The 25,704-nt window shown below is 51.9% G+C and carries 36 protein-coding genes and 1 pseudogene; 2 read left to right on the forward strand and 35 right to left on the reverse strand.

The annotated features are described in order from the left end of the window. The 4 genes and pseudogenes from DI605_RS20960 to DI605_RS20975 form a co-directional block, all read right to left on the reverse strand. Positions 1–563 (reverse strand): annotated as a pseudogene (locus DI605_RS20960) (hypothetical protein); the annotation flags it as partial. Beyond that, positions 563–1,447 (reverse strand): hypothetical protein, encoded by an 885-nt coding sequence (locus DI605_RS20965; RefSeq protein ID WP_293977653.1) that lies wholly within the window; start codon positions 1,445–1,447, stop codon positions 563–565. The pseudogene DI605_RS20960 and the gene DI605_RS20965, both read right to left, overlap by 1 nt. Beyond that, positions 1,444–2,271: a hypothetical protein gene (locus DI605_RS20970; RefSeq protein WP_293977655.1), complete on the reverse strand. Its 828-nt coding sequence runs from the start codon at positions 2,269–2,271 to the stop codon at positions 1,444–1,446. The genes DI605_RS20965 and DI605_RS20970 overlap by 4 nt, the downstream gene beginning before the upstream one ends. A gap of 22 nt (positions 2,272–2,293) precedes the next feature. Continuing rightward, the gene (locus tag DI605_RS20975; protein WP_293977657.1) at positions 2,294–2,734 is read right to left on the reverse strand and encodes a LexA family transcriptional regulator; all 441 of its coding nucleotides are present in this window, start codon (positions 2,732–2,734) and stop codon (positions 2,294–2,296) included. A gap of 271 nt (positions 2,735–3,005) precedes the next feature. Between DI605_RS20975 and DI605_RS20980 the strand changes: the two genes are divergently transcribed. Then, entirely contained in the window at positions 3,006–4,001 is a 996-nt protein-coding gene (locus DI605_RS20980) for a hypothetical protein (RefSeq protein WP_293977659.1), read from the forward strand. Between the two features lie 19 nt (positions 4,002–4,020). On the opposite strand, the gene DI605_RS20985 is transcribed toward DI605_RS20980, so the two are convergent. The 5 genes from DI605_RS20985 to DI605_RS21005 form a co-directional block, all read right to left on the reverse strand. Further along, the gene (locus tag DI605_RS20985; protein ID WP_293977661.1) at positions 4,021–4,545 is read right to left on the reverse strand and encodes a hypothetical protein; all 525 of its coding nucleotides are present in this window, start codon (positions 4,543–4,545) and stop codon (positions 4,021–4,023) included. A 142-nt stretch (positions 4,546–4,687) separates the two neighbouring features. Further along, positions 4,688–5,173 carry a hypothetical protein gene (locus DI605_RS20990; protein ID WP_293977663.1) on the reverse strand — a complete coding sequence of 162 codons (486 nt, stop codon included), beginning with the start codon at positions 5,171–5,173 and terminating at the stop codon, positions 4,688–4,690. 34 nt (positions 5,174–5,207) lie between these two features. Continuing rightward, positions 5,208–5,891, reverse strand: a complete 684-nt coding sequence (locus DI605_RS20995; RefSeq protein WP_293977664.1) for a hypothetical protein — start codon at positions 5,889–5,891, stop codon at positions 5,208–5,210. Positions 5,892–6,226: 335 nt separating this feature from the next. Beyond that, positions 6,227–7,324 (reverse strand): ankyrin repeat domain-containing protein, encoded by a 1,098-nt coding sequence (locus DI605_RS21000; RefSeq protein ID WP_293977666.1) that lies wholly within the window; start codon positions 7,322–7,324, stop codon positions 6,227–6,229. 119 nt (positions 7,325–7,443) lie between these two features. Then, positions 7,444–8,145, reverse strand: a complete 702-nt coding sequence (locus DI605_RS21005; RefSeq protein WP_293977667.1) for a hypothetical protein — start codon at positions 8,143–8,145, stop codon at positions 7,444–7,446. A 231-nt stretch (positions 8,146–8,376) separates the two neighbouring features. Here DI605_RS21005 and DI605_RS21010 point away from each other — a divergent pair, with 231 nt between their 5' ends. Further along, on the forward strand, positions 8,377–9,030 hold the full coding sequence (locus DI605_RS21010; protein WP_293977669.1) for a hypothetical protein: 654 nt from the start codon (positions 8,377–8,379) through the stop codon (positions 9,028–9,030). 39 nt (positions 9,031–9,069) lie between these two features. Here DI605_RS21010 and DI605_RS21015 read toward each other — a convergent pair whose 3' ends face one another. The 26 genes from DI605_RS21015 to DI605_RS21140 form a co-directional block, all read right to left on the reverse strand. Beyond that, positions 9,070–9,819: a DUF4942 domain-containing protein gene (locus tag DI605_RS21015; protein WP_293977671.1), complete on the reverse strand. Its 750-nt coding sequence runs from the start codon at positions 9,817–9,819 to the stop codon at positions 9,070–9,072. 170 nt (positions 9,820–9,989) lie between these two features. Continuing rightward, a complete protein-coding gene (locus DI605_RS21020) occupies positions 9,990–10,520 on the reverse strand; it encodes a hypothetical protein (protein WP_293977673.1) in 531 nt (176 codons plus the stop codon). A gap of 127 nt (positions 10,521–10,647) precedes the next feature. Continuing rightward, positions 10,648–11,160 carry a hypothetical protein gene (locus DI605_RS21025; RefSeq protein ID WP_293977675.1) on the reverse strand — a complete coding sequence of 171 codons (513 nt, stop codon included), beginning with the start codon at positions 11,158–11,160 and terminating at the stop codon, positions 10,648–10,650. A 41-nt stretch (positions 11,161–11,201) separates the two neighbouring features. Next, positions 11,202–11,693 (reverse strand): hypothetical protein, encoded by a 492-nt coding sequence (locus DI605_RS21030; protein ID WP_293977677.1) that lies wholly within the window; start codon positions 11,691–11,693, stop codon positions 11,202–11,204. A 77-nt stretch (positions 11,694–11,770) separates the two neighbouring features. Then, positions 11,771–12,148, reverse strand: a complete 378-nt coding sequence (locus DI605_RS21035; RefSeq protein ID WP_293977679.1) for a hypothetical protein — start codon at positions 12,146–12,148, stop codon at positions 11,771–11,773. Further along, positions 12,145–14,322, reverse strand: a complete 2,178-nt coding sequence (locus tag DI605_RS21040) for a fimbria/pilus outer membrane usher protein (protein WP_293977681.1) — start codon at positions 14,320–14,322, stop codon at positions 12,145–12,147. Before DI605_RS21040 ends, DI605_RS21035 begins: the two co-directional genes overlap by 4 nt. Continuing rightward, positions 14,319–14,942 carry a molecular chaperone gene (locus tag DI605_RS21045; protein WP_293977683.1) on the reverse strand — a complete coding sequence of 208 codons (624 nt, stop codon included), beginning with the start codon at positions 14,940–14,942 and terminating at the stop codon, positions 14,319–14,321. Before DI605_RS21045 ends, DI605_RS21040 begins: the two co-directional genes overlap by 4 nt. 62 nt (positions 14,943–15,004) lie before the next feature. Beyond that, positions 15,005–15,358: a hypothetical protein gene (locus tag DI605_RS21050; RefSeq protein WP_293977685.1), complete on the reverse strand. Its 354-nt coding sequence runs from the start codon at positions 15,356–15,358 to the stop codon at positions 15,005–15,007. A 22-nt stretch (positions 15,359–15,380) separates the two neighbouring features. After that, positions 15,381–16,268 (reverse strand): ankyrin repeat domain-containing protein, encoded by an 888-nt coding sequence (locus DI605_RS21055; RefSeq protein WP_293977687.1) that lies wholly within the window; start codon positions 16,266–16,268, stop codon positions 15,381–15,383. A gap of 8 nt (positions 16,269–16,276) precedes the next feature. After that, positions 16,277–16,510 carry a hypothetical protein gene (locus DI605_RS21060; protein ID WP_088430252.1) on the reverse strand — a complete coding sequence of 78 codons (234 nt, stop codon included), beginning with the start codon at positions 16,508–16,510 and terminating at the stop codon, positions 16,277–16,279. A 208-nt stretch (positions 16,511–16,718) separates the two neighbouring features. Next, on the reverse strand, positions 16,719–17,120 hold the full coding sequence (locus DI605_RS21065; protein ID WP_141097990.1) for a hypothetical protein: 402 nt from the start codon (positions 17,118–17,120) through the stop codon (positions 16,719–16,721). Between the two features lie 252 nt (positions 17,121–17,372). Next, the gene (locus DI605_RS21070) at positions 17,373–17,876 is read right to left on the reverse strand and encodes a hypothetical protein (protein WP_088430250.1); all 504 of its coding nucleotides are present in this window, start codon (positions 17,874–17,876) and stop codon (positions 17,373–17,375) included. A gap of 8 nt (positions 17,877–17,884) precedes the next feature. Then, complete coding sequence (locus DI605_RS21075) at positions 17,885–18,268, reverse strand: hypothetical protein (RefSeq protein WP_293977692.1); 384 nt, start codon at positions 18,266–18,268, stop codon at positions 17,885–17,887. A gap of 3 nt (positions 18,269–18,271) precedes the next feature. After that, positions 18,272–18,418 carry a hypothetical protein gene (locus DI605_RS21080; RefSeq protein WP_160314192.1) on the reverse strand — a complete coding sequence of 49 codons (147 nt, stop codon included), beginning with the start codon at positions 18,416–18,418 and terminating at the stop codon, positions 18,272–18,274. Between the two features lie 54 nt (positions 18,419–18,472). After that, entirely contained in the window at positions 18,473–18,649 is a 177-nt protein-coding gene (locus DI605_RS21085) for a hypothetical protein (protein WP_293977696.1), read from the reverse strand. 151 nt (positions 18,650–18,800) lie between these two features. Further along, positions 18,801–19,307, reverse strand: a complete 507-nt coding sequence (locus tag DI605_RS21090) for a hypothetical protein (RefSeq protein ID WP_293977698.1) — start codon at positions 19,305–19,307, stop codon at positions 18,801–18,803. A 58-nt stretch (positions 19,308–19,365) separates the two neighbouring features. Then, a complete protein-coding gene (locus tag DI605_RS21095; protein WP_070209633.1) occupies positions 19,366–19,749 on the reverse strand; it encodes an ankyrin repeat domain-containing protein in 384 nt (127 codons plus the stop codon). Between the two features lie 60 nt (positions 19,750–19,809). Further along, positions 19,810–20,436, reverse strand: coding sequence for a hypothetical protein (locus DI605_RS21100; protein ID WP_293977701.1), 627 nt, complete (start codon positions 20,434–20,436; stop codon positions 19,810–19,812). Between the two features lie 8 nt (positions 20,437–20,444). Beyond that, complete coding sequence (locus DI605_RS21105) at positions 20,445–20,726, reverse strand: hypothetical protein (protein ID WP_293977703.1); 282 nt, start codon at positions 20,724–20,726, stop codon at positions 20,445–20,447. Next, a complete protein-coding gene (locus tag DI605_RS21110) occupies positions 20,698–20,946 on the reverse strand; it encodes a hypothetical protein (RefSeq protein ID WP_293977705.1) in 249 nt (82 codons plus the stop codon). The genes DI605_RS21105 and DI605_RS21110 overlap by 29 nt, the downstream gene beginning before the upstream one ends. Next, the gene (locus tag DI605_RS21115) at positions 20,943–21,944 is read right to left on the reverse strand and encodes a zincin-like metallopeptidase domain-containing protein (protein WP_293977707.1); all 1,002 of its coding nucleotides are present in this window, start codon (positions 21,942–21,944) and stop codon (positions 20,943–20,945) included. The genes DI605_RS21110 and DI605_RS21115 overlap by 4 nt, the downstream gene beginning before the upstream one ends. Positions 21,945–21,951: 7 nt before the next feature. Next, a complete protein-coding gene (locus DI605_RS21120) occupies positions 21,952–23,046 on the reverse strand; it encodes a zincin-like metallopeptidase domain-containing protein (RefSeq protein ID WP_293977709.1) in 1,095 nt (364 codons plus the stop codon). Next, the gene (locus DI605_RS21125) at positions 23,043–23,255 is read right to left on the reverse strand and encodes a hypothetical protein (RefSeq protein WP_049446955.1); all 213 of its coding nucleotides are present in this window, start codon (positions 23,253–23,255) and stop codon (positions 23,043–23,045) included. Before DI605_RS21125 ends, DI605_RS21120 begins: the two co-directional genes overlap by 4 nt. A 141-nt stretch (positions 23,256–23,396) precedes the next feature. Continuing rightward, positions 23,397–23,735 (reverse strand): hypothetical protein, encoded by a 339-nt coding sequence (locus DI605_RS21130; protein WP_152906691.1) that lies wholly within the window; start codon positions 23,733–23,735, stop codon positions 23,397–23,399. Next, entirely contained in the window at positions 23,716–25,308 is a 1,593-nt protein-coding gene (locus DI605_RS21135; RefSeq protein ID WP_293977714.1) for a DUF5906 domain-containing protein, read from the reverse strand. Before DI605_RS21135 ends, DI605_RS21130 begins: the two co-directional genes overlap by 20 nt. A 59-nt stretch (positions 25,309–25,367) precedes the next feature. After that, positions 25,368–25,592 carry a hypothetical protein gene (locus DI605_RS21140; protein WP_293977715.1) on the reverse strand — a complete coding sequence of 75 codons (225 nt, stop codon included), beginning with the start codon at positions 25,590–25,592 and terminating at the stop codon, positions 25,368–25,370. Between the last annotated feature and the right edge of the window lie 112 nt (positions 25,593–25,704).

A 25,704-nucleotide genomic window follows, 5' to 3' on the forward strand; every position in this document is an offset into this window, starting at 1 on the left:
GCAAACTTCCTCCCAACGCCCCACACATCATTGATTGGGAACGCGCCCAGGTCTTTGCGGCGAACGTTCCACACGCCATGCGGTGTGCGCTTGGCAATCTTATTAGCCATTTTTGCCAGCGTTTTGGTGGGTCCAATTCCCACACAACACGGCACCCCGACCCATTGCAGGATCCGTGCACGCGCTTCAATGGCAACCGCCCGCCTCTCCTGGGCGCGGATCCCGTCAAAGGACACGAAGCTCTCATCGATCGAGTACACCTCCACCTGTGGAAACAGGTCGGTCAAGATCGTGGCAATGCGTCCGGAGATGTCGCCGTACAAAGCAAAGTTGGGTGAGCGAAACGCGATTTGCTTGCGGATGTGCGCGGGGATTTGATGGATGGGTTGGCCCATAGTCACGCCCAGCGCTTTGGCTTCCTCGCTGCGGGCAATGGCGCACCCATCGTTGTTCGACATCACAACAACAGGAACCCCGCGCAACTTCGGGTCAAATACGCGCTCAACGGAACAGTAGAAGTTGTTCCCATCCACCAAGCCGATCAATGGTTGCGCAACAGACATCACATCCTTCTTTTGGGTTTAGGGGCGTCATCTTGCTTAAGGCCGGCATCGGCAAGTGCTTGGGTGATATTTGCAGCGTCACGCTCGGCGATACGGCGTTCGCCTTCATCGATTTCCGAATTGATATGTGCGGCCATCTCCGACAATCCATGTTCCGTCGGACGCTCAACACTTACGCCCCACTCGATCAAATCAGAAATCAACCCAGGGCTGGGATTTGGGCAAAAGAATGTCTCTGGTGCTACAGGAGAACCGCCGTGGAAGTCGTAGCCATTCTTGTGCATGATCCGAAGAACATGGTGGACGGCTGACGCCCCATTCTCTAGCGGCGGGCGAGTCACTTGATTAAGCACTTTCACGTAGCTCACCTTACTCCGCCGCCGGATGATGGCTGCAATCACACTCTCAATTTCCGCAGGACATTTGCACCACACAGACAATTCAAACAGAATTTCCTCGACGTAAAAACATTGATCCAAAAGCCCCGAATCAACCAACTCAATTGTCGTCTTGATGTCGAGATTAAATGCAGCATTGTGCACGAATGCATCTCGTATAACTTCAAATCCAGCAACGCTTGAAGCGAACTTAAGAATGCCCGATGCTGAATTATTGAAATGCGAGTTGTACATAACAGCGCTGTGAAAGATGTCCCCAGCCTTTTTTGGCTTGACCGACAAGAATAATTGAACTGCTCTTACACCGCACGCAACAACCAGAACAATCAAGAGTCGATCAATAAAATCGATAACAGATATAAATGATTCAAGCGACTTCACATGAATATATGACTTAAACGATGAACACACCCCCATATTAAACCCCCAATTTGCCTTTAACACATTCAAGCAAACACAGAAGCCAACATTGTCAAGCTCAGTCACATCCTTCTTTTCGGTTTAGGGGTGTCATCTTGTGTCAGGCCGGCGTCGGCAAGCGCTTGGGTGATGTTGGCGGCTGTCTGTTCAACAATCTCGAGCTCGGCCATCTCCTTGTCGTGGAGCATTACCCACTTGCTTACCTTGTGGCACTCAGGCGGATCATCAAAATGGGGATGCTCAAATTCAATTTTCTGCCCCCAGGTCAAAAGGTCGAAAAGCTCCCCTTCGTAAGAACCCAAGATGGAGCGGTGAAAAAAATCCACAACATTTATGCTTCGTGTTTTTGTGAAATCGTATCCAAACTCGTGCAGCAGGGCGCTCATATCGCGCAATCCGTCTTGATCGCGCCACTCACTGACAAGCCGCACGTAGTCAATGCCGTTCACGTCATGACGATCAAATAAAGCTTTTAAGAGGCGGCGGAAAGGGCCGGCCCACGCTTTTCGATGGGCATCTGCAATAGCGCTTTCGATATTTGACGGGATGGGCGCACCGTTTTCCACCAATGCGATTGCAGTCTCTACATCGCAGTACTGCATTGCGTGATACAGCACTAATGGATCAACGATCACCCCACCATATTTTGTGGCAATAGATATCAAAGGTGAGCGATCACTGCTAACGGCAATATCCAAAACTGTGTTAGCCCATTGAGGATGCTGCGACAGCATCGATTCAACCTCAAGTCGTGTTCCATATCGCGCCTTAGTCCGAACCTCGTCTTCTGTTAGCGCATCGGCTGCGGATGCGCCATTGCCAAATATCTTTGATTTAATCCACCCAAATATTTCCATATCGCCCTCTTTATTTGCCTTGAATACATTCAAGCAAACACAGAAGCCAACATTGTCAAGCGTGTCGAGTGAACGACCACGTGACCACGCCCCACACATCCAATTCGATTTCGGGCGGGACAATGATGGGTGGGATGTCGTCTGCGGACGAATGCAATTCAAAACGCCCGCGCCGCTGAACCAACTTCTTAACCGTGAACCCGCCTTCCCAATTCACCATCACGATGTCCCCGCTCCTGGGCGTGCGCGAGCGATCGACAATCAGGGTGTCCCCAGGCTGGATCCCAAAGCCCACCATTGAGGTGCCGGTGTCCGCTTGCGCGAAGAAGGTGGCCACGGGGTTGGAGATGCAGTGCTGGTTGAGGTCCAAGCCGTCGCCGGCACCGTAGAAGTCCTCTGCGGGGCTTGGGAAGCCACAGGTGACGTTGACCGGTAGGAGTGGCGACCGCGCCTCTGCGGGCTCAGGATGGGCTTGGATGGCGTTGGCGAGGGCCATGGGCGTAGCCGGTAGAGACGGGGGGCGGATATCCTACACCCCGGTTAGTAGGAATACTAACGCGCTCTGCTGAACGCCTTCACATCCACCGCGACATGCGTTTGCTGCAACGATCGCTCCCGCATACCTCAGATGCTCGCCCTTCGTCAGATATGATGAACTCAAACCGGACCGTACGCCCTGAGTGAAGCATTCAATGAACGCAAAAAACATAGAAAACTCGATGCAGTTAATATGCAACTTGTTTGAGGCGTGCGCATTGGAAACATCCATGCTCAAGTATCCGCCCAACAAATCATTGTTGTCGCACGAGCCCTGCAACACCCCTTTAAGTCACATTGCGGAACTTGATTTTTACCAGCGATCCCTGATGGATCTCGATCTTCAAGATCCCCGTTTCAATAATATGTACCAAGAATTCATTGAAACAGGAGAGATAAGCGAACAGGGCGCGCACTACTGCAAACAAAGAATAGATGCAACCCTAGGCGCGCACTGGTCACAATTCCCACACATGCGGATTGAGCCAAACAATCGCGTAAGGGACGGACGCACGCAATTTACCGAGCCGGACGCCTGGGGCGTAAGCGGCTCTGTTTTGCAAGCATATCTCGTAACCACTCAAACGAATTGTGCAGACAAAGCAACACAAGCAGTACTGCTCGGCCAAGAAATCCTCAATGGCATCAATTCCGGAAATCTGAAAAACATTCTAGACTTCAAGATCACAACATCATGCGCAACCAATTTCGGCACGTGGCGCAGCAGCACCCCGCTTAATCAAGAGCTTATAGAAATGATGCAGCAAGGGGAAATCACCCCTCTTGACTACAACGCGCTGAAATATGCGCAGGTGGATGAGGGAATTTGGCGCATCATCGCTACCACACCTGAGCCCTTGTACACCCAGCTTCAAGGACGACTCAGGTTCGGATTTCACTCTGACAAATCACCCAATATTTTACTAAAGGACATTGACTCCCAGGCAAGCCAAAGCTCCACGAGGTTGAAGATGTCATCTTCGCTCATCAACTCAATAGTGAACAATTCAAACCAGATAGAAGAAAATTCAATACTGATCGATCAACTTATAAGATCGATAGATCAAGCATTCAAGTTTGCACAGAGAGCCGCAGCAATGTATTTCCCAGGCGACGCCAATCTCCGGGAACTTCTCATTGATGTCGAAACAAATTTGTCAGGCGTACGAGATACATGGGTGCCAACCAACACCGACTTCGCAGATCAACCGCATTCGTCTGGGTAATGTTTGGAACGGAACGCCTTCACATCCGCCGCGACATGCGTTGACGCTGGCCATTGATGCTAGCGCCATCCAATGCCGACTGAATAATCCCACGCTCTTGATCTGCCAATGCACATTCGACCACATCCAATAGATTTTCATCTTGTAGGAGCTTACGCGGCGTATCCCCATAAGTGTTCCGCGCATCAAGATTTGCCCCAGCCTTAGCCAAAATCTCGATCATGCGCGTGTCTTTTTTTGTAATGGATTCAAAAATGCATGTCTCATCACTGTAGCTAACCAAGGCGTTCACATCGGCACCGGCCAGAATGATCATTTGCGCCAATTCATATTGCTTGGCACGAACCGCATGAAACAACAGTGGGTCAGGCCCCAGCTCTTCGGGAACGTGATTAACATCAAGCCCCAAACCCATCAACCGCCCCATATCTTCTTCCGGACTTTCAACATCGCCGTCGGATGCATCCCAAATTAGCTCCATAGCCTTCTGAAATAACTCCTCCTCACGAGTGTCATAACAGCCAAAATCTCTATCCCAAGCCACGAAACCCCCTATTTGATTGTTATACATTCAATCAAACAGATATCCCAACATTGTCAATCCCTCAAATAAAAAACCTGTTGACATACGCCGGGAACTCCCTGTAACGGGAGTGAGACTGGGTAGAGTTTGAAACAGAACCCCTTCACATCCGCCGCTTCACGCCGTGGTTGGGCCCACAACCGGCAATAGCGCGTTCCAGCACCACACGCTGCCTTTGCTCAGGGGTTGTCCGAGCCAGGGCACTTAAGAACGGCTCAAGGTCACGGATTACCAAAGGCTTACGGTCCAAGGGCCGTAAGCCTTCATCCATGCCCATCAACTGGTAGCACGAACGCGCCATAGCGTTAGCCAGTTCGTCACGTTCACGCCCTTGGGCAAGAGCGTGTTTTGCATAAAAGATGATGTGCCCGCAAGCGCGCTTGTGCAGATGCGCGCACAGACTGGAAAACTCATAAGGCTCAAGTTTGAAGACGCGATCCCAGATTGGATCGTGTGACTCCTTCATGGCTGTTAGCACTTCATCGACACTCAATGTATTGCTATAACGCTTAGTTGTGTCATCGCTGGACACAAGGCCAGGGTCCGAAAGCGCTTGAGTGTTGTTGGCTGCGGTGCGATTGATGATCACCTGGTCTCTCGGACACATATTGCTTCTCCTACACTTACATGCGGCGCACTTGAACCGCACGCTGCACCTCTACAGGCTCCTTTTGACCCGCATTGATGTGGTTCTGTATGCGTGCACGCTGGAACTGTTCGGCCGGGTTGTTCGCTACTCGCACGAAGTCGGCAGGGGAATGAATGGGAATGAAGATGTCCGAATTACGTTCAACAGCATAGTACGGAGCCGGCGTGTCCAAGTGACGCCCATCCAGGTCATCCGGGTCCAAGTCTCGGTCGCTGCACACATAGTGGGCATCATCAATTTGGTGAACGAACTCATTGTCCACCATCTCAAAGGTCAACGCGGCGTCGCGCAAAGCTACTGGTATAACCGCATGTTCTACTGTGTCACCCAAATCATATTTTTGTGAGTCGATGGCTTCCTCCAACGCATCGGAGACACACTGATACAGATAGTCGTTCACCAGCTCGTCGTGCATAAGGGACTCGGGGCCATCGAAGTGCAAGCCATTTTTGTCGCGAATGGCTACAAACCACGCAATGCACTCGTCACCGTCGTCATCAAGGTATTCAACTCTGCAAACCGCACTCAATTGCTCAATGACCAACTCATCCTCGATATCCTCATCAAAAGACATCGCTGGATTGAACGCGACAACGGTCAACCAATCCTTGTCTTCACCAGCATCCACTTCGTCATAAGTATTTTCACTGTCGCACATAGAACCCCCTAGTTGATTGACATACATTCAATCAAACAGATATCCCAACATTGTCAACAGGGATAATTGAACCGCACAACCCAGCGCGCCGGTAGCTTTAGATAGGGGGATGTTGAAGGTTCAAACCTAATGATCAGACTGACCGTCTAGCCCGATCTTTCTTTCTTAGCTTTTGCAGTCTCTCTCAACTTCCGAATTTTATGTTCTACGTCTTCAATACCTATTGAAACAGACCCCTCTTGAATTCTGAGGGTCTTTTTTTCATACGTAGCACGGAGAAAATCGAGCGCAAATTGTTCCATATTAGAGTGTGTTCTCACATTTATTCACCCGATTCACATCCGCCGCCACCGCGATACGGTTTGCGGCGCGTCATGTTGAATATTCAAGGCTTCCTGCAAGGCTTCCTTCTGAGCGCGGCTTTGGAGCAGCGACACCATCCCTTCTCCGTTGGCAATCTCATCGACCGACTTGCCTTGAGCCGTGTGTTTGCTGTGCTGCTTCGCTACATCCAAGACAGTCAGCCCTTGGTGGTTAGGGATGGACACCGTGGCGCCCTGGTCAATGAGGGTTCTTACAACGCTGTCTTGTTCACCTTTCGCAGCGAAGTGAAGTGCGGTGTTGCCGTTCTTGTCCACGGCGTTGATGTCGGCGCCCGCGTCGATCATTTTTGACACCAACTCCGCGCGCCCTGCGCGCTCGCCCATCACACGATCCCACTGATTGGTTGGCCCGTAGGCCAAAAAGTGCAACGGTGTGAGGTTGTCGGTGTTGGCAATAGTGGGATCGGCGCCGGCGTCCAACAACACTCTCACGCACTCCAACTGCTGGAAGCGTGCACAGTAGTTCAACACACTCATACCGGTGTTGGAAACGGCGTTGATATCCGCGCCCATCGCGATCAGGAGCGTTGTGTTTTCAACATCCCCCTCCGCCGTAGACCAACACAACACGCCCTGCCCGTCGTTGCTCACGGCGTTGATGTCGGCGCCCGCGTCTATCAAAGCTTCGATGAACTCTGTGGGCCGACGTGCTTCAAGAGCCAAGAGAAGTGGTGTGACACCGTTTTTATCGGCGTGGTTGATATTGGCTCCGCCGTCTAAAAGAGCTTGAACACGCGGCATGCGGCAGATGGATTTTTCCTTCGACAAGTTGACGTGCAATGGAGTCTGGCCGTTCACGTCGCCCAGGTTGGGGTTGGCGCCGCTTTCGATAAGCTCCGCAATGGCCTCGGGGTCACGCGCGTAATGCAACGGTGTGCGCTGGTTGACTTCACGGGCGTTAGGATCCAATCCGGCGTTGACCAGTGCGGTGACAACACCAGGCTCGTAAAACTTTTCATCAACAACGCGGTGCAAAGCAGTGCTTTGAGTTATCCCACTGCGCTCATGAATGTTGCGCCCCGAAGCAATAACATCCTGAACATTTTTCAAATTTGATCCAATATACATACCACCCCCACATTCATTGCTTTATTGCAAACATCAAAACAATAATTGGAATATTGTCAAGCCTTCAAATATAAACCCTGCCAAAGCAGGGTTTTCACGTCTCACATGAGCCGACGCGGCCTGTTTTCAACGTCACCCGCCGCAATACCTAGCTCACGCAACAAAGTGTTTTTCTGCGTTTTGGCCTCGATGGCCTCGAACGAGGACAATCCGTCAATGATGTTCTGCAATTCTGTTCCTTCAACCTTTAGGGGACCACCGTTGAACCTTTGAAAAACCGAAACAATGTTTGCAGCGGTCATCGTATCCACCCTCCAACCTTTGACGGGACGCGCTCCGTGTTCAATGAGAAATGGGATCAATCTAAAGCTGTAGCTGTAGATGGCCAGTTCCAGTGGGGTCAAACCGTAATCGCCCCGTGCGTTGATATCGGCTCCGCATTCAAGCGCGAACAGGATCATCTCCTTACACGCATTGAGAAGCTCTTCTTGTTGTCCGCACTCAACAATGTGGCTGAGAGTATTTATGACTGCCCCCCGATCAATTGAGATTGGGCGCCTGTGAAATGTGTGCTGCTTAGCAAGACTTGGATCATCCCCCACCAAAGACTTGAAAGTCTCTGCGTCACCGCTGCTAATGGCATGAGAAAGACGATTTCCAGGAGACAATAAATAATCCAACTCAGGTTCGCCACTTGTACCAGCAGAGCGGGCCATGCCGCGCATCAATCTTGCCGCCATAACCAATATTTTATTCATCACAATATCCACCCCCTTCAATTTGATTGCAATAAATTCAATCAAACACAAGGTGCAGTATTGTCAAGCTCTTTTCTTGACATCCACCTCCCGAAATTCAGGTGTTAGAATGCAATCTTCAATAATGGAAGCGGGGGCATTGTGTATCTGACTGAGGATTTGTCGAGAGTGCGTGCACGTCACATCCAGCTAGATCGATTGTGCCGATTTCTTTTCCACAGCCGTTACTCAGACGGCCGACCGTATTTTGATATACGGGAAACGTACGATCTGCGCTTGAATGATGAACCCAGGGAACTGACCAACGACCCCGATAGAGTTTTTGCCAGTGCCTCCAATCATTACGAAAACGCATACACACTGGCTTTGGGCGGGCACTACGAGGCGATATCCAAACTCGCGAGCCCTGCATCGGACGCCGGCAACACAGTCGCAGCGTTGGTGTTGCTCAGGCTGATTGCACGCTTTAACTACGCTCTGGCGGTTGTGGGATCACGCGAGGTTCAAGATTTGGCTTTTTACGCCAACATGAAGGATCCAACTTATATGCAATTGCGAGTGGACAGCCACGTGGTCAATCCGTACCACACGTTGGAAGATGGCTCCGGCGAGCATGTCATCCCTTTCCTGGCCTTTTCGATGAACCCCTCATCAATTTTTGAAAGCTATGTTTTGAGAGGGGAAATCACTCAAGAGAACATTGAGTTCGTGATGTCGGAAGCCGGAGTGGATGCAACCCTTACGCGACTTAAAGATGTAGTGGGAACGATCATCAACACCATCAACGATGCACACCGCAAGGTGTGGGATGAGTTCTTTGGACTGTACGACGAAAAATATGGCAAGTCATTGTTCTATGAAACCCTAAGCCATCAAATAGGATTTAAAAGATCGCTGCTTGAGGTGTGCTACAACGAACCACGCGAATAAGTGAAAAGCCCGCTTCGGCGGGCTTTCAACCGGCAACCGTCAAGTTCTCGGGGCAGGAAGCGCGTTGGGGTAGTGCCGTGCAATGACGGCGTTGAGTTTGTCCACCAAATCGGGACGTTTGAAAATGATGTGAGCGTTGCCGTTCTTGTACAACTTCACGTCAATGTACTCTGCAAAGCGTTCGACGGAGCAATGATCGCGAAAGTCTGGATGCGGCTTGCCGTCGTATCGATAGAAGGCCCGCAAGAGATCGTGCAGGGCGTGATCTTTGAACACCGTACTCATTCCGTAAGTGTTGTGCGTGGTGATGATCTTCTTGCCCAGACGTGTGGGCAAATGCGATTTGAAATCCCAGGACAGTCCACGGAACGCATCAACAACGCCCTCCTCCATCAACGCCGTGCGTTCGCCAATCAACGTGTCGAACGTTGATACAACCGTGTCAAGGGTGAACGCCGGCACATCGGAATGTTTTGAGTTGAGTGTGTCGGACCACTGCGCGCGGCGTGTGCTGGACATGCAATCGTACAGGCCTGTTCCTTTCAGTACATGCCACCACCCAGCGCGTGTCATTGCGCGGTCGAATTCAGCACGGACAGCGCCCATCGGCTCCAGCGAACAGTAGTCAATCTTTTGCAACGCCGATTGGACCGGCACATGCAATTCCATGGCCTTTGCTTCTTCAACAAAGGACTCGATGGATTGGATCATTGCTTCAAAGCGCTGACGCACCACATCGTGGCGCATAAGAACAGCTTCAATGGATACGGACTTGATCAGTTCAGACATTTTGGACCCCCTAAATTGTTCGATCAACCAATCAAACATGGATCCCAATTTTGTCAAGGTCAATGAAAAGGGCGCTCTTTAGCGCCCTTTTCAATCCAGCGTATGTGTCGGTACAAAGAAGTTATCACGGTGATTTGACGCACCACTAATCTTCACGCCTTCACAGTGGTCTATCCGAGAATGAGGTAAGCAATACCAACAGTGATGGCACCAATAACGAAGTAGCGCCAGAACGTAGCGCGCTGTGCTTGCCTGCCTTCGTCCACAAATTGATTGAAAATCGACACACGATATGAGTGCATCGACTGCGCAATCATCAAGATGGCCGACAGGTACGCCTCATCGCTTTCAAAGCTGGATTTGTACTTCATGTCCCTGAGAAGCAAGTTGACAACACCGCCTGATATCGCCTTGGACTTCGGGTCATTGACTTGCTGTATCGACAACATGGTAAACGCGTGCGCTGCGTCTGCCGCGTCCTTGAATGAATAGTTGAACTCGCCACGGTTGAAGGTGAGCGCAACACCATTCAAACGTCCGGCGAAATACTCAGCAAACTGCTGGTTGTGGGCGCGCACAACCACCTGAGCGGCCGCAAACGCCGCCGCCACTGTTTGAGCGTCGGCACCTGGCTCATTGGCCTTATCCATCAAAGGTTGCAGCCGCACAAGATCCTGCGCAAGCTCCGGCGTCATCTTCATAGCGTCGTCCATGTCCCCTGTTCAGCCCATGATAGCCCAATCGGACCAAACGCCCAACCAAGATCGCTGGACACCAAAAAGGGCGCATACCTGCGCCCCTTGATGGATCACCATGGCAATGCCTCGGTTAGTACGTCACTGTGAAGGTTACGGACGCGGTGTAAGTACCTTCCGCCAACGACTTGTAATAGCCGTAGTAGGCGTCGCGCTGCCCAAAGTCATAGGACAAAGGAATTGCTTGGTGCGCACCGGTTCCCACACCAGCCAACGCCAAGCCGTTGGCGTCCGTCCCGAACTTCGGAGCCGAGCGGGTATCCAGACCGCGATACAACGTCACTGGGTATTCGCGAGCCGAGGTGGCGGATGTTGCCATGACCTGTCCACTGGCATCGGTGGACGCCTCAACGATGTACGGCAAGTCCTCACTGCATAAAACCCCCAAGTTGTCGGACCAACCTTCGCCAGCACTGTCAATTACATCGGTTTGATTGATGCTGTCGGTTACGGTCAGATAGATGTCGCATGTTGCGGCAACAGAGAACGAAAAATTCATGGTGGCGGATTTCGTTGCGGCGAATGAGGAACCCGATGCCAGCAAGGCGACGGCGGCGGTTGATGCAAGAATTAGTGTTTTTTTCATAAGTAAGCACTCCTTAAATTGATGAGATTGTTGTTTTGTAATTAGTACGTCACCGTAAAGGTCACCGCTGCGCTGTAGGTGCCAGGGGCCAGTACTTTATCGAGATAGCCAAAAGACCAACCGAATGGAATTGCTTGATACGCCCCTGTTCCCACGGCGGCGTGCGCCAACCCATTGGCGTCCGTACCAAAATAGTTGCTGCTCGTTGGATCCGTTCCACGCGTGAACGTCACTGGGTATTGGCGTGCGGAGGTGGCCGATGTCGCAATGACCTGTCCATTGGCATCGGTAGAAGCCTCTACGATGTACGGCAAATCTTCGCTGCACAACACGCCAAGATTGTTTTCAAAGCGCCCACCTGTGTAATAGCCGCCCACGGCTGCTGTTTCCAATGAATCCTGCTCAAGTGAGATTTCGCATATTGCCGCGACAGAAATTGAGAAGTTCATGGTTGTGGACTTTGATGCGGCAAAAGTGGATCCCGATGCCAGCAAGGCGGCGGCGGTTGCTGCGGTTAATAGTGCTGTTTTCATTTACTCTCCTTTTTTAGTGATTGAAGTGTTGCATCATGGTCAGAAAAACATAAAACATCATATTGTCAATGCCCAAACTAATAGTTCAGATCCAAACGCACAGAACTGCTGTAAACACCAGCAGCTTTGTAGCGAACCGAAGTGGACAACACACTTCGGAATTCAATCGTGACCAGCAGTGGCGCGTCGCCAACATCGATGGGCACTTCATCAATCAACGCTTCTCCGGATAGCGCCGCTGACAATGGGATTTCGTGGTTGTTTGCTGACCGCAGAACCATTTGGCCTGGATCAATTTGCAGTGTGGCGGCGGTGGGTTCGTCGCATTCGATGAGGTATTGCACGTTCACGCCTCCGTCCTGATCCAAGACAGCAAAGTCTTGGTTGGGAGTGATCGAACAGTCCGCCCAGGCTGAACCTGAGAACAAAAGCAACGCGATGAGAAGCGCTTTCATAAAACCTCCTTGCATTCCAAAATTGGTTTGTCCAGTTCGCCCGACTGCGGGATGGTGATGGCACATCGACTGCCATTCTTTTCAATGGTGAGAACTTCCCCAACCAAGGGAGCTTCAAGAACCAACGCTCCACGTGTCCCAACAACGGTTTGCTTGCCCACAACATTGGCCATATCGATCGGAACCCCATTGCGCACAACCACGTACTCGCGGGTGGTGTTGCTCAGAACGTCGAACTGCAGCTTTGTCCCGCCCCCACGCGGGGCCACGGCTTTCTTGCTCAGGCTGTCCAGTTGCACACCGAACGGAAGACTCAAAGCTTCCACCGTCACTGTTTGATCGAACAATGCAGATACGTTGGGGACCACGGCCACACCCAGGGCGTTGGTGGTGACGCTTTTGCCCGTGAGTTGAACGCGTGCGTTGGGCATGTTGGGAACGCGAATGAGCGCGTACGATCCAAACGGCCTGGACGTTGGCAGTACACCGCCCTCCCCGATCCACACCCCACCGTTGGCTCCAAACACAGTGCTGGTTGTGCTGTTTTGCAGCAGCAACGTGGACATCGGCAGATCCCAGCGCCCCGCAACATAGTGATTGCCGGCGCTTGCGCTTGCGTTCCACGTCAGCCGGCGGTTTTTCAGTGTGGTGGAACCGTTGGCTTGTCCAAACCATTCGCCATCGTTGTGGCTGACACTGGCCGACCCGGATCCAAATTGGTAGCGGAAACCAACGTTCAATGTTGTGTCGCGCAGCGATAAGTCGTGTTGCGCAAATGCGGACAGTTCGGCGCGGGAGTTCATTTGCCAGCGCGTCTGAGCGGTAAGCAACTGAGTGGAACGGTTGGAATAGCGCACATCGCTGTAGTTCAATGCTGCGCTGAAATTATTTTGGCGGTAGGCCACGCCCAAGGTGGTTTGCGACTCAAGCGCAAAGCGGGAGCGTTCGCGGTTGAAGTTCCAATAGTCGTCGGTGACATGAGTGTGCGAAGCGGACCACGACAAGCCGTTGGTGCGCCGCTCGTATCCAATCGTGGCGGCCATCCCGTCCCCGCTTGTTGCGATATCAAACGTTGCAGCGCCCCAGCGTCCGAAGCTCCACAGATTGCCCCACATGGCCGACTGCCCTTTAGCCGTGCCCTGGAATGCTGCGGTTGTGGTCCAGCGGTCGGACATACCACGCGCGTACACCGCGTTCCACGCCAGGTCTGCGTAGTCGTTGCCCAACCCTCCGTTGCGCATTAAACCGGCCGAGACTTCCCATTCGCTGCGCCCCTTGGCAAGGGCTTTGGGCGTGCTGTAGAACTGCCGTGTTGTCCAGTATTCGCGGCCCAATTCGTCGCGCACCACCATGGAGACAGTGCTTAACCCAATCGGCGCATTGAGGCTTGCGAACTGGTACGGCCCCGGCTGGAACTGCTGTTGGGACGCACGCACGCTGTTGACAAAGACTTCGGCTGTGGAGCGCGTGTCGGCCACCCCGTTGAATGTGGGCACAGGATAAAAAGCGTCGTTGCTCAACGATCGATCGGTGCCCACGCGAACACCAAGCATGTTGCGCGAGCCCAGCAGCGCACCGTTGGGCGTGGCGTTGATGACATCACCGATCTGCACGCGAGTTTGAGAGGCATACAGATCCTTACTCCACGTCGTTAAAGAGCGTTCGTGGCTCAGTCCGTTGCTGTCGTCGTTGAGTTGTCCGGCACCATAGAACGTTCCACCCAGGACGTTGGATCTAATGTCGTACGACAACGACTGTGTGAAGCCGTACGTATCGCTGTCCTGCGCGCGGTAGTCGTAACCCAGCATCACCCCTTTGGGCGAAGGACCAACGTCCGTACGCATGCGGGAAACAGGGTTGTAGTCGCGCGCAGGCAGATACTTTGCGGGCACAAGAATGTCGTAGCTTTGAGTGGCTGCGTCGTACTGAACATCGGCGTTCAAATCCGATGGCGACACCAGGTCACGATCGGACAACGATGCGGGCAACTGGATCCCCCACTGTGCCCACCGCTCTTTGGCGATCATCAACTGTCCATCGTCACGAACGTGCAGTTCTTCAACGTCGCTTTTGAGCGACCCATTGATGGATACAGCGGCGATGGTTGCGTCTGAGGCCCAAGAGGTTTGTGCAAAGCAGACAGCCATCGCCAAGGCGATGACCGATCTTTTCATTTGATGTCCTGGCGCTGCCCATTCACTTCAACCGACACCACTCCGTGCGGGAAATCGGGAAGTGCAAACGAACGGGTTTCACCGGGCAAGACATAGCCCAGCAGGCCACTGCGTGTTGCGGATCCCGATGAAGGGGACACCAACCGTGCCGAGGCGTCACCCGTGTTGGTCACTTCAAAGCGACCGCCAATCCAACGACCTGTGAGGGTGGCCTTGGCCGATGGAGAACGCCAAATCCACGCCAGGTCTTGCTTGACCAATTTAATTAGCCCAACCTCCCCAGGTGTGGGAAGTTCGGCCACGCTCACGCGGAAAAATTCTTCACGTCCAACTTGGTCGGACTTGATGTAACGAATGGATTGGGTGGCGCCCTTTTTCACCGTGACAATCGACGGCGCAAAACGAATTTTCTCCGATGGCCCTCTGCGGGACACACCGCCTTCAACGGTCAGTTCGTCAACAGTGATCTGATACGAACGATCAGGACCGTCATTGGAAATTGTCAGCACACCGCTCTTCTCCCCTGCGGTGTTGACTTTGAAAACCGGACCAACCGAAGCGGCCGAGGACACCAATGGAACCAGCGCCAAAGAAACGGCCAAAACAATGCTTTTAATCATTAAAACCCCCTGTTAATTTAATAAATTCAGCTAAACATAAGAACCAATATTGTCAATAGGTTTTATTTAGATCCATTGAGAGCACGCAACCGCTCATAGTCCAAAGTGAACTTGAACGGCCCTGTATTGGCGTAACACTGCTGGCGATCACACCACAACGGCATCTCTTCGGGGTCAAACTGTTCGGTGTTGCGCTCGACGGAAACTGATATGGGTAAGCCACCCAAACCGTCGCAGAATGCGCTGCCGCAATCGGGCTGCTCGTATGTGTCACAGCGCAGGAATTCGGCGGCTGAGCCTGAGACGAATGCGCAGGTTTGTTTCACCGATAGGACCGCGCCCAAATCGGCGTTCTGAGATTGGGCGCCAAGAGCCAACAGTGGGATTGCGGTCAATCCAAAGAATAGATTTTTCATATGTGTCTCCTTTACGAGTTGATTAGTGTTCGTTGTCCAAAGGGCTGGTCCGCCCCAGGAGAACGTTGAAGAACATCGCCAAGCGGCTGGGTGGTTTGCTGGCTGGCGCAGTGAGCGGGGCAGCAGATGGGCTGGGGGGAGTGGATATGAAGTCGTTGCAGGGCTCCAGCTCGCTCCAATCGATCTTTTCCAAATCGTCTTGTGTTGGCGCGGTTGCAAGATTGCCGTCTTTTTTTTCTTGCTCGCGAACATTCAAACCGGCAAACGAGTTGAGATGGCCGTATTGCGCGGCAACGTCAATTGATGTGTACCCATCCTTGTCTTTGATCGTCGGCGTCCCACCCACAGCCACCAGCCGTTCAACAAGCTCTTTGTCGTCGTACAAAGCACAGCACCAATGCAAGACGGTCATGCCTCTGGCGTCGGACCCAGCCAGGTTGCACTTGTGGATCAAACACAGATCAATGATTTCTTTGGCACGTGCCAGTGCAGCGATTTGCTCGTCTGAGTCCACCTCGGGGCGATCCCCAACGATGGAAGTGAACATGTCAAACACCGCCGCCAGCACGGCATTGGAAAACGAGCTTGGCCCCATACGCACTTCATTGGCGTCCGCCGATGCGATCGGTACGTGTCCAGCCAAACCCAGCCACTTCACGGATTGCATGTTGTCCAGTGGCAGAACGTCTGTAAGCAGTGCGGCGTGTTTGTCCAAAGCAGTGCACGTGTCGTGTGGAGCCACCTCGTTGGCCGGCACCCGCAATTGAGCATGCCAAACGTTCAAATCCGTCTTCAACACAGGTGTTGGGTCTGCGTTGTTTTTTAAAGCGCTGCGCACGCCATTTGGATCCACAGCCAAGATTGCATTGATGAATTTTTGCGTCTCGTGTTTGTTGAATTTTTTATCCATACGACTCCTTAGTAAGTGACTACAGTGACGATCCGCTCATCGGATCCTTCCGGGGTTTTGATTGCAAATTTTTCCTTGGCGACGGTGGGTTCGCGCATTCCTGTCGTGCATTTTTGAATGCCGTGATCGGTTAACACGCAGGACTCAACGATGGTCATTGACACCACAAAACGGCCCCGCGCCTCTTCGGCGACCGACAACAGCGGAGCCAATAAAATGAATATTGCAATGAGTGGTTTCATAATTTATCCCCCGTTTTATTCAATCAAACACATATCCTAATATTGTCAATACCTTTTATTGAGATGTTGGCAAATCGGGCAAGCGATTGAAGCCCGCAGGGGCGCGGCAGTGGTGCGCGTCGTAGACCATAAGCGCGGTCCGCAAGGCGGATGACCCAATAAAAAAGCCCCGAAACGGGGCTTATTCAAGAACAACCGACCAAACTAGCTATTGCAAATTTTTCCGCAGGATGTAGCGCACAAGCGAAGCTTTGCTGATACCAAAATTGCTAGCCAATTGTTCAATCTGACTGACAACCGGCTTAGCGTCGGATATAAACCCAATACCCTCGCCACGCACATCATCCACATGATTAGGATTTGAAGGCTTCGGCTTTTGTGGCTCACAGCCCAGGTTCAAAAAATCATCCCGGTCAAAATCAGGGTTCTCGACAAACGCCCAAATGAACTCGCGCAACGTTCCCGCCATCGTTTTATCAAGCTTTGTCGCACGTGCATCCAGACGCGCGTAATATTTAGCCGTCTCATAAAACATTGCATACCCGCAGGTCTTTGGAACCCAATTGCCCGATGGCTTAACCCGATGATTTCTCTGTTTCGATTTACTCATTGACCCTCCCAACCTTAGTTTCTATCAATTCTGACTTGGTGAAGAGCTTCCGCCTCCCCGTCCATCCAACCATCTTCATATAGCGCCGGTTCAAGTCTCCTTTGAGCAAATATTCATGAACCCCCTTGGGCTGCCAAAACAGTTCTCCCGAAGCATGCTCCCATAAGTAATATGTTTTTCGCGCCATAGATACCCCCATTTATCCATTCATACAAACACAAACGAAAACAAAGTCAAGATGTTTTATTGAAATCAAATCTTGCGACCAACACCAAACCTCCCCTCTGCGCTTGACAGTGCATTGCAAATATTTTCCCGTTGCTTCTCACGCTGAGCGTCCATGTACTCGCTCAACAATGCAACAACATCTTTGCACCCAACAATTTGAGCAACATGCAATGTGGACTCCACTTCATACAGAGAAACCGGCTTGTCGCTGTTCAAAATACGCCCCATAAGTTCCACCACCTGGGGCGCAACCTCGCCCGTTAAAAACCCCTCTTTGCACATCAGCCACAGTACGTTTTGCGGCATTTCCTCACCAGCGTTGATGAGCGCTCCAACCAACACATGCAAGTTGTCGGGTCCAAAGTGGATCATCGAGCCAATGGCGTGTTCGCAAATGCGTGGCGCACGGCCGGGGAAATCTTCACACGCCACGCGCACATACCAGCGCAAAGCGTCAAGGTTGTCTGAGTGCGTTGAAATGGCTTTTGACAACAGTATTTCGTTTTTCTCCAAATGTGAGTAGTTCATTGACCCTCCTACAGATCAATCCGACCAAATAATTCAATGAGTGAGAACGCCGTGCCCACGGCCGCAACACCGAGCCCAACAAACAGAGATGGCAGCGCTGCGCCGCGAATGGGCAGGAACTGAACGCAAGCAATGCACGCTCCGCACGTCCAACAAAACGCTATTTTCATCGCGCCCAGGGTGATCCACACTCCCCACATATCAATGCAGTAGTACAAACAAATTCGGGTGACACAGATCAGCACCAGCCACGGAACCGTTGAAAACGCCACCATCAATACAGACGATTTCCAATTGCGCTTCACACCGTAACGAATGGCTGCAATGAAGTAGAACGCAAAGGCCGCAAGCGACAAAGCGTTGACCACCACCAGATCCATCCACCCGAACATTGTTTACCGCCCTGCTGCGTGTTGTAGGTTGCCAACCGCTGTTTCAATGGTGTCGATTTTTTCAAACGCCGCTCCGGCGAAGTGAAGCACGAACAGAGGCAATCCGACATACAAGATGTACTTCGCCAATTGTTTTTTCATGTAGTTCATATGACACTCCTTTTGTTGATCTGTATTTTGACTAAACCACAGAAATCAACATTGTCAACACCTTTTATTGAGACAAAAATCGATATATTTTGTCAGCCCAGCGGTGAGGCTTTCAAAGAATTTGCCAGCCTCCTTCGTGCGTTCTTCTTTGAGCAGCTTTTCTTGAAGCGACTCTTGATGTCTGATGGCTTCCGCAAGCTGCTTTTCAATTTCGGAAACGACATTGCTCATTGGATTTCCTTTAACCCCCTGCCCGATGCAGTGAGATGAATCTATTCAATCATCGCCAATATAGCTAGCTGTTCTCCGATCTTTTGTCATGCCGTTAAGCTTTTGGATTCATTGCATCAAAAAAGCCCCCAATGGAGGCTTGATTGACTTGTCAACGCGAGCTAGTCAAAACGTCGGGTATTGGGACAACACGGGTGTCCCGCCCACTGCCGCTAATGAGAACACTTTGGCCCTGGCGCACGTTCACATCCGCGTCCTGGACAATTGAGATGACTTCGGAGCGCCCACGGCGGTCCTGCGTGCGGATTACGATTTCGTAGCCTCTGTGCCCGCTTGCAGCGCGCTGAGTGGCGCCCCCAATCAACGCACCACCTGCTGCGCCAACAACACGGGCAACGTTGCGTGTGTCGCGGTTCTTGCGGCTTGCGCGGTCACCAATGGCGGTCCCCACCGCCCCACCAACAAACGTTCCGGTGTTCACCTTGGAACGGTCTTCAATCCGCACCTCACGAACCATGAGAACCACGCCTTCTTGGATGTTGCGTTGGGACAACGCTTGATCGCGTCCAAAATTTTGAGATGAAGTCGTAGATCCAGCCACGGCAACGCCCGAGAATAAACTTAAAGCCACCGCCATTAAAATTAAAGTTGTGCGCATACAATCTCCTGTGTGTGATGATGCCCTCAATCAACCACACTATTGACTTCTGTCAAGCTCATTGCATGCGCATTTGAATTGCCTGAGCGCGAACCAACGCATGAATGGTCTGGTTGTGGCTTATGCTTAAAGCGAACGACTGCTGCAGCTCCTGCGCACGCGGGGCATTCTTTTTCCAGAACTGAACAACGACGCTTGTTCTTATCCGCCAGTCTCGTTCGGACAACACCATAGGGTTCGTGTACCCCATCGGGGTCTTGCCGAACTTGTCTTTGACCAGTGGGTTGGCACCCAGGGCAAGCAAAGCGTCGGCGACATCGAAGCGTTTGTTGATGACGGCCCAATGCAACGCCGTTCGACCGTTCTCGTCTGTATGCGTGATGAGGTGGTGGTGTGAATGCTTGGCAAGCACACGCACATCTTGAAGAGATAAGTTGTCCATCGTTTCCCCTTGTGTTTTTCTTACAATTGCAAAAGGGGAGATTTTGTCAAGCCGGAAACTCTAAAAAATCAATTGCTGCTGCACCACTTGCCGTGCCTGGAACCCCACAGACATCTGCGCGAGCGCGCTGTCCAAGGTGATGGCATTACCGTTGCCTTCCAGCAGAACATCCTTGATTGGAACGTACCATCGGTTCTCATCGTCGCCTTTGACGTTGAACTCCACGTATTCATCCCGAATGGCCGCAACTTCTATGGGTTGGCGATCAACCCGTGCGCGCTGAACTGATGCAACCACGTCATCCCCCAATCCGAAGCGCTCCGACAGACGCCCCATAAAAACGGTGCACAACACAGGCATGATGGGCGGAATACTCATGTCCAGCAAATCACCGAACTCTTTTGGGAACGATCTGCGGGTGTCACTCGATCCAATACCGTTGCGTGAGATGACTTGGTGGCCTATCTCTTCATCGGTCATCTCTTCGCACAGTTCCTGCACCTCCAAAGCGCTTTTTGAAGTGGCCTGCCCAAGTAAACGGGCTCTAAAGCGAAGCCCCGTGAGCTTACACACTTCATCCACCATGATCTTCAACGCTTCCTCATCGCGCTTTTGCGCGTAATCAGCAGCCTTGGCTTTTACGCTGTGAATTAGCGTCATTTCATCGGCAAGTGTTGGCTTGTCCATGCGCTCCCTCACATCTGTGGATGATGATTGGCGTGCCGCCCAGGGCACATCTGACGCAGGACACTGGAAAGCGAAACACTGCGCTCTCCATCATCCAGATAGACTTTGCTTGCGGCCACAGTGTGAGTGGCGCCTGTGTCGTTGTGCACAAAGGTCACCACATCGTCTTTCACGGATTGCATCCGCACAGCGTGGTTTTCCCAACTGCCCCGAACAAAGAGTTGGGCGTCGCTTGGAAGATTGAAACGCTCACGGACCCGCTCAAGAAAGATGACGGCCGATTTCAACATCACTGTAGTCGCCCGATATGTTGTCGAATGCCTCGCGATGACGCTCAACTTTTGACTCAAACAATTTCAACCGCAAGTTCAATCCGGCCAACTCTTTGATTTGGTCAACCATTCCTTCCAACGACGGGGCATTGCCGTCCTTGTCGTAGACGGCGGACAGGCGGACAATCTCGCTTTCAAGAAGTCGCTGCGTTTCTTTCGCGCTTGCATACCACATCACGCCACCTCCATTTCAGTCTTCTGTGGGCGGCGCACGACTTGAATGGTGGGCTTAGGTGACTCTTCACTGGACGGCCGCACTTCGTCTTCGTCGCGCTCCATTTCAAACGCCTTGCGCGTGTACTCTTTGACGTTGTAGTACGTCGCGATCTTTTCGGCCTCGGCAAACGCCGTGAAGATCAAAGAGTGGTCGTTTTTCAGAACCTTGATCCACGACTGCAAGTAAGCAATGTGGTTGCCTGGGTCATAGTCTTGATCGACAGACAAGCCCAAACGGTCGGCCACGATCAGAGAAAAGCATTCTGCGATCAACTCTTCTTTTGCGTACTTCTCCGAACCAAACTTGCCGCTTAGATCGCGCCCCAATCGTGTGGGGTGGGCGCTGGCGTGTCCCGTCTCATGCAACGCGGTAGCGTAGAACCCTTCCATCGTGCGGAACTGTTCTTTGGTCGGCAGTTGCACGTAGTCCTGCGCGACGGTGTAGTACGCCGCGTTGCCGCCGTAGCGGTAGGTAACCCCGCTGTCTTTCATCAGACGCTCGGCTTGCTCGTGGCTCCACTCCACGGGCTTTGGTACTTTTGACTCACGTATGGGCAAGCCATCGCACTGTTCGCTGTTGAACACCGCCGATGTAATCAGTGCAATTTTCTGCCGTCCGTTCTCATCGAGAACGGGGTTTCCTTGCTTGTCAGATACATTGATGACACGCACGACCTTAGATGACTTCTCACCTTTGCGTACTGTTCCGCCCAGGGCTTTGGCCTGATTGAATGTCAACCACCCGTTGCTTTGGAAGCCGCGCGCAGCCTGGGCCATCATCAGCATCATCACGTTGCTGCCGTGGTAGGTGTTTCCTCGGGCGTAGTTGTAGGGCAGGCTTCCAAATGCTCCTGTCGAACTGTGCTGTTTCCAATCCCGTCGCCACGGGATCACACCCTGTTGCATTTGCTCGATGATGTATTCAGCGGCAATGCTCCGTGCTTCGTCTTGCTTACTCATTGCCACCTCACATTGTCAGTGTTTGTTCTTTCTTCGCCGCTCCATTGAGTTTTTTAGCCGCTGCAATTTTGACGGCCTTACCCACCTCTTTGCTGGGCTTGTCGGCCACGTGGATCACTTGGATCTTGTCGTCAACAAACGACTGCACAGGATCGGGTTGAGCTTGCTCCTGCTCGGCGGGTTTTACGGTGGGCTGGAACGCCTGTGATGTCTCTTGCTTCCAGACTTTGGAGCGCACAGGCTCGTGTTGGATTTCGCGCACGCCAATGGTTTTCAAAATGGCTTCTGCAGCTTTGCCCGCGCGAAGCAACTCTTGCCAGTTGGGCCGGCTGTCAATGTAGTTTTGTGTCCAACCGCTGTCGTCGGGTTCGTATGTCATGCCCAAACGGCTGGCGATCTGCAACAGCGCCAGTTGGCGCCCTAAGCGGTACTGACTGTCTTGTTCGCTGCCCTGCTCACCCGGTTGCACGCCTTGGTAGCGGCTGGGGTGCGTGGCCCAATCGGTCAGAACGAACATCAGATCGTGGTAGTACGCGCTCTTTCCGTCCGGATGCTTGGAGGTGTATTCCGACTGAGGGCGCATGTACAAAGTGTCTGTCTTGCGCTCGTAATAGGGTGCGTTCATCGGATCGAACGAGATTTTTGCGCCGGTCTTAGCAATCAGTTCGTCCAAGAATGTGTCGCGGCTTTCGGCCTTGCCCTGCCAGGCGAACGTTTGCTGGGTCAGCGGCAAATTTTTGATCTGATCGCCGTTGAAGCACACAGACATCACGGACTTGATTTCACCGTCTTCTTGCTTATAGGTGCCTTCAATCTTTGTGGCTTTGCTTTCGCCTTTGGCGATGTAGTAGCCATTTTTTTTGATCTGCTCAGACTTCATGTAGATAGGACTGGTGAATCCACGATCGAGCGCAACGGTCATCAGTTGCAGTGCATTGAAGTCTTTGAATGGGTAACCACTTGCCCCAATCGGCCAACCGCCTATGACGGGCAGTGGCTTCTCGTTTTCATTAAAGCCGTAGTCCAAGATGGACCGGCGCTCTCTAAGTTGGTCGTAAAACCGCTCCGCAATGTCCTGCTTCAATTCGTTTGCTGCGCTCATAACCGTGTCTCCAAGTTGATAGAAATGCTTACCCCTTTTTCAAGTGCTTGCCGTATGCGGTAAAGAACTTCATCAACTGTGAGAAGTTGCACGCTTGCGTCGTCAAAGTCGTGGTGCAAGAGAATTCTTAAGTCACCACCGACTTTGTACACAGCGAAACGCTCCGCTGCGATAAGATCGTCCCACCAGTCCTCTTCATCTTGATTCATATCTCTTCCGCATTCGCAAAGTAAAATCATTAAACGAGCGGAAAAATGAAAGTCAAGCTTTAAGGAAAACGAAATTTCATTTTTTTAAAAAACAAAAAGCCGCATTTCGGCGGCTTGTTCTTGTTCTGCTTTGCATTTGAGTTACCCCACACCACTGGGCGCACAATGTTTATTCAACCTGTTCAGAAGATTGATTGCATGTCCATGATTGGCCTTACTGTAAACAAGCTCAAGCAATCGCATGTCCAATTCGGGAGTGGTTTTCCCATGCCCCACTTTGAATTCATAACGCTGCAAAATAAGAGCATCCCAGGTAGCGTTGCCACCTACCTTCTGATCGTCAAGATAAAAGAAGCCACGTGCAACCCACTTCGCCCGTTCCAGAAGTTCATCACCGTCATCAAAAAGATGACTGAATGCCGCGCAAAACGCTTCTTCAATGTCTTTATTAGTGCACATATTAAAAGCTCCACTGGTCATCAGAAAAGTCCTTGTCGGGCAGCGTAATCAGCATCGGTTCGTTGTCAGCAGCCTTTGGTTCAACAGTTGGCGGTGCGCTCTTGATAGGCCGTTGGACAATGATTTCACCCGTGGGAAGTTCCCAAGAAATTTCCGCAGGAATGCGTGCGCGCACACAGTTGACCTGGACCCCCGCAATACGCTGTGTGTCGCCCCGCGCAGACTGTGGGCGTTCAAACCCCGGCATGGCCCAAAAGCGCGTCCAAAACTGTGGCGGGCTCAGCACGTGACGGCCATCGCCCTCAGAAAATTTGGCGTATGAGTTATAGATCTCGCTCTTCGGGGTCAATGTGCTTGCGTCAGGTACGATGCCACAGTAATCACGCCAAGCTCCTACGCAGTCGTTTTTGCTGCGGATGGATTGTTTAAAGACCTTCGTTGCTTCGGGCCATTCGCTTTCGGGAATAAAACCGCCGCGTTGAACAATGCGACTGACCCCTTCCAGAAGCCAATCGAGAACAATGTGCGCTTCTTCTTTCAGAATTCGATCGGCAAGGTTTGGGATCTTGACGTACGTGCCGTGCCGTTGGTTCCACTTGACCACACACAAGCGTCGGTACACACCATCTGTAGCGTCGGTAATCATTGGCTCATAGTTGGAACTGACGATGTGGCACGAGGTATTAACGAACTCAATCATGTCACGATAGAGAAATTTAGCGGTCAGCAAATCTCCGCCGCTGAGCGCTTTGAAAGCTTCTTGATTGATACCGCGCGCCCCATTCGTCACTTCTGGCGTGAAGATCAAGCTCGCGTTGACGCAACTGGCGAGCGCTTGGGGGTCGCCACATTTATCCAGCCAGATTTGCGCCGTGCGGTGGTGGAAGCCACGAATAATGGAGGACATCACCCCTTTACCATTGCCCCCCGTTCCCACCCACCACCAGACCAGCTGATGGGGACCAGGAATAAGCGTCAAGGCGCACTGCTCTTGCACCAGGTCACGAATATCCAGATCAGGCAATGCGCTTGCAAGGAAGCGCCCAAACAGCGAGTTGGCGGGAACCAGTTGTGGTGTGTGGCGCTTGTTGTATGAGGTGCTGACAGTGGCGTTTACGCCGAACGTGAGCCCGAGCTTTTTATCCGCTGGCAGAACCGTAATCGTCCCGTCTTTTTCCACGTGGACGTATCCGTTCTTAGAGGCAATGACAACCTTGCCTGCATCCAACTTCGGCAGTGGATCAAGCATGTTCGTGGCAAATTTGAAGCAATCTGTAGCCGCCGCATTGGTGGCCTTGTCGGGCATGTGCTTGAACAAGAAATCGGTTGCAAGAGCCGTTCCATTGGCCTGGTCAACAGTGTCCCAGAACACCCCATTCCATTTGTACGCCATCCCATTGGCTTTCGCCCAATCACCACACGCGCCACTGTTGATGTAGTTCACCCAATTCCATGCGGGGGTATTAGATGGGATGATGTTCGCGCTGTTGATTTTCTTGATTTTCGGTTGGCCAGCTTTGGGTTTGACTTGTTTCGCAACCGTGGGCACAGGGGTTGACACACCTGCATTATTTGATACGTTGATTTTAGACATATTTTTACTCCTATATGAATACCTCTTTGAAAACCGATCGGTTGCAGCCGTTCGGTTTTTTATGCGTTCTTTGCTGACTCAAACAACCAGCAGTCCCGTACAGCAAGATCTGTGAGTTCGCGGATGTACTCTGATACGGTCAATCCACTGCGTTGCGCCACGTCTTCCAGTAGCGCCAACTTCTCCTGGTCAAAGCGAAATGTTCGATTGACTTTCTGAGGCCGTGCGCGGCGACGGTACGGCTTTCTTTTTTTGATGATCTTGAATTGCAAAACCTCACCCATAAAAACCTCCACATTTAAATAAACACCAACTTGTTCTAATTTATTTTTTTATCTTGTCAAGCATATTTTGTATTGCAAATTTCAAAACCCTTGCAGCACAATGCTTTTGCAT

Origin of the sequence: Sphingomonas sp. (assembly GCF_003248515.1) — a bacterium.
Lineage (GTDB): Bacteria > Pseudomonadota > Alphaproteobacteria > Sphingomonadales > Sphingomonadaceae > Sphingomonas_I.

Bases quoted from the DNA above. Each gene is read 5' to 3' on its own strand.
- DI605_RS21100 (WP_293977701.1), bottom strand. From the start codon at position 20,436: ATGGACAAGCCAACACTTGCCGATGAAATGACGCTAATTCACAGCGTA.
- DI605_RS21085 (WP_293977696.1), bottom strand. From the start codon at position 18,649: ATGAGCAATGTCGTTTCCGAAATTGAAAAGCAGCTTGCGGAAGCCATC.
- DI605_RS21050 (WP_293977685.1), bottom strand. From the start codon at position 15,358: ATGAAAAATCTATTCTTTGGATTGACCGCAATCCCACTGTTGGCTCTT.
- DI605_RS21095 (WP_070209633.1), bottom strand. From the start codon at position 19,749: ATGGACAACTTATCTCTTCAAGATGTGCGTGTGCTTGCCAAGCATTCA.
- DI605_RS21080 (WP_160314192.1), bottom strand. From the start codon at position 18,418: ATGAACTACATGAAAAAACAATTGGCGAAGTACATCTTGTATGTCGGA.
- DI605_RS21045 (WP_293977683.1), bottom strand. From the start codon at position 14,942: ATGATTAAAAGCATTGTTTTGGCCGTTTCTTTGGCGCTGGTTCCATTG.
- DI605_RS21065 (WP_141097990.1), bottom strand. From the start codon at position 17,120: ATGAGTAAATCGAAACAGAGAAATCATCGGGTTAAGCCATCGGGCAAT.
- DI605_RS20975 (WP_293977657.1), bottom strand. From the start codon at position 2,734: ATGGCCCTCGCCAACGCCATCCAAGCCCATCCTGAGCCCGCAGAGGCG.
- DI605_RS21020 (WP_293977673.1), bottom strand. From the start codon at position 10,520: ATGAAGATGACGCCGGAGCTTGCGCAGGATCTTGTGCGGCTGCAACCT.
- DI605_RS21115 (WP_293977707.1), bottom strand. From the start codon at position 21,944: ATGAGTAAGCAAGACGAAGCACGGAGCATTGCCGCTGAATACATCATC.
- DI605_RS21070 (WP_088430250.1), bottom strand. From the start codon at position 17,876: ATGAACTACTCACATTTGGAGAAAAACGAAATACTGTTGTCAAAAGCC.
- DI605_RS21035 (WP_293977679.1), bottom strand. From the start codon at position 12,148: ATGAAAGCGCTTCTCATCGCGTTGCTTTTGTTCTCAGGTTCAGCCTGG.
- DI605_RS21120 (WP_293977709.1), bottom strand. From the start codon at position 23,046: ATGAGCGCAGCAAACGAATTGAAGCAGGACATTGCGGAGCGGTTTTAC.
- DI605_RS21125 (WP_049446955.1), bottom strand. From the start codon at position 23,255: ATGAATCAAGATGAAGAGGACTGGTGGGACGATCTTATCGCAGCGGAG.
- DI605_RS21030 (WP_293977677.1), bottom strand. From the start codon at position 11,693: ATGAAAACAGCACTATTAACCGCAGCAACCGCCGCCGCCTTGCTGGCA.
- DI605_RS21105 (WP_293977703.1), bottom strand. From the start codon at position 20,726: ATGTTGAAATCGGCCGTCATCTTTCTTGAGCGGGTCCGTGAGCGTTTC.
- DI605_RS21130 (WP_152906691.1), bottom strand. From the start codon at position 23,735: ATGACCAGTGGAGCTTTTAATATGTGCACTAATAAAGACATTGAAGAA.
- DI605_RS21135 (WP_293977714.1), bottom strand. From the start codon at position 25,308: ATGTCTAAAATCAACGTATCAAATAATGCAGGTGTGTCAACCCCTGTG.
- DI605_RS21055 (WP_293977687.1), bottom strand. From the start codon at position 16,268: ATGGATAAAAAATTCAACAAACACGAGACGCAAAAATTCATCAATGCA.
- DI605_RS21025 (WP_293977675.1), bottom strand. From the start codon at position 11,160: ATGAAAAAAACACTAATTCTTGCATCAACCGCCGCCGTCGCCTTGCTG.
- DI605_RS21015 (WP_293977671.1), bottom strand. From the start codon at position 9,819: ATGTCTGAACTGATCAAGTCCGTATCCATTGAAGCTGTTCTTATGCGC.
- DI605_RS21090 (WP_293977698.1), bottom strand. From the start codon at position 19,307: ATGCGCACAACTTTAATTTTAATGGCGGTGGCTTTAAGTTTATTCTCG.
- DI605_RS21060 (WP_088430252.1), bottom strand. From the start codon at position 16,510: ATGAAACCACTCATTGCAATATTCATTTTATTGGCTCCGCTGTTGTCG.
- DI605_RS21040 (WP_293977681.1), bottom strand. From the start codon at position 14,322: ATGAAAAGATCGGTCATCGCCTTGGCGATGGCTGTCTGCTTTGCACAA.
- DI605_RS21140 (WP_293977715.1), bottom strand. From the start codon at position 25,592: ATGGGTGAGGTTTTGCAATTCAAGATCATCAAAAAAAGAAAGCCGTAC.
- DI605_RS20995 (WP_293977664.1), bottom strand. From the start codon at position 5,891: ATGTGCGACAGTGAAAATACTTATGACGAAGTGGATGCTGGTGAAGAC.
- DI605_RS21075 (WP_293977692.1), bottom strand. From the start codon at position 18,268: ATGTTCGGGTGGATGGATCTGGTGGTGGTCAACGCTTTGTCGCTTGCG.
- DI605_RS20980 (WP_293977659.1), top strand. From the start codon at position 3,006: ATGCTCAAGTATCCGCCCAACAAATCATTGTTGTCGCACGAGCCCTGC.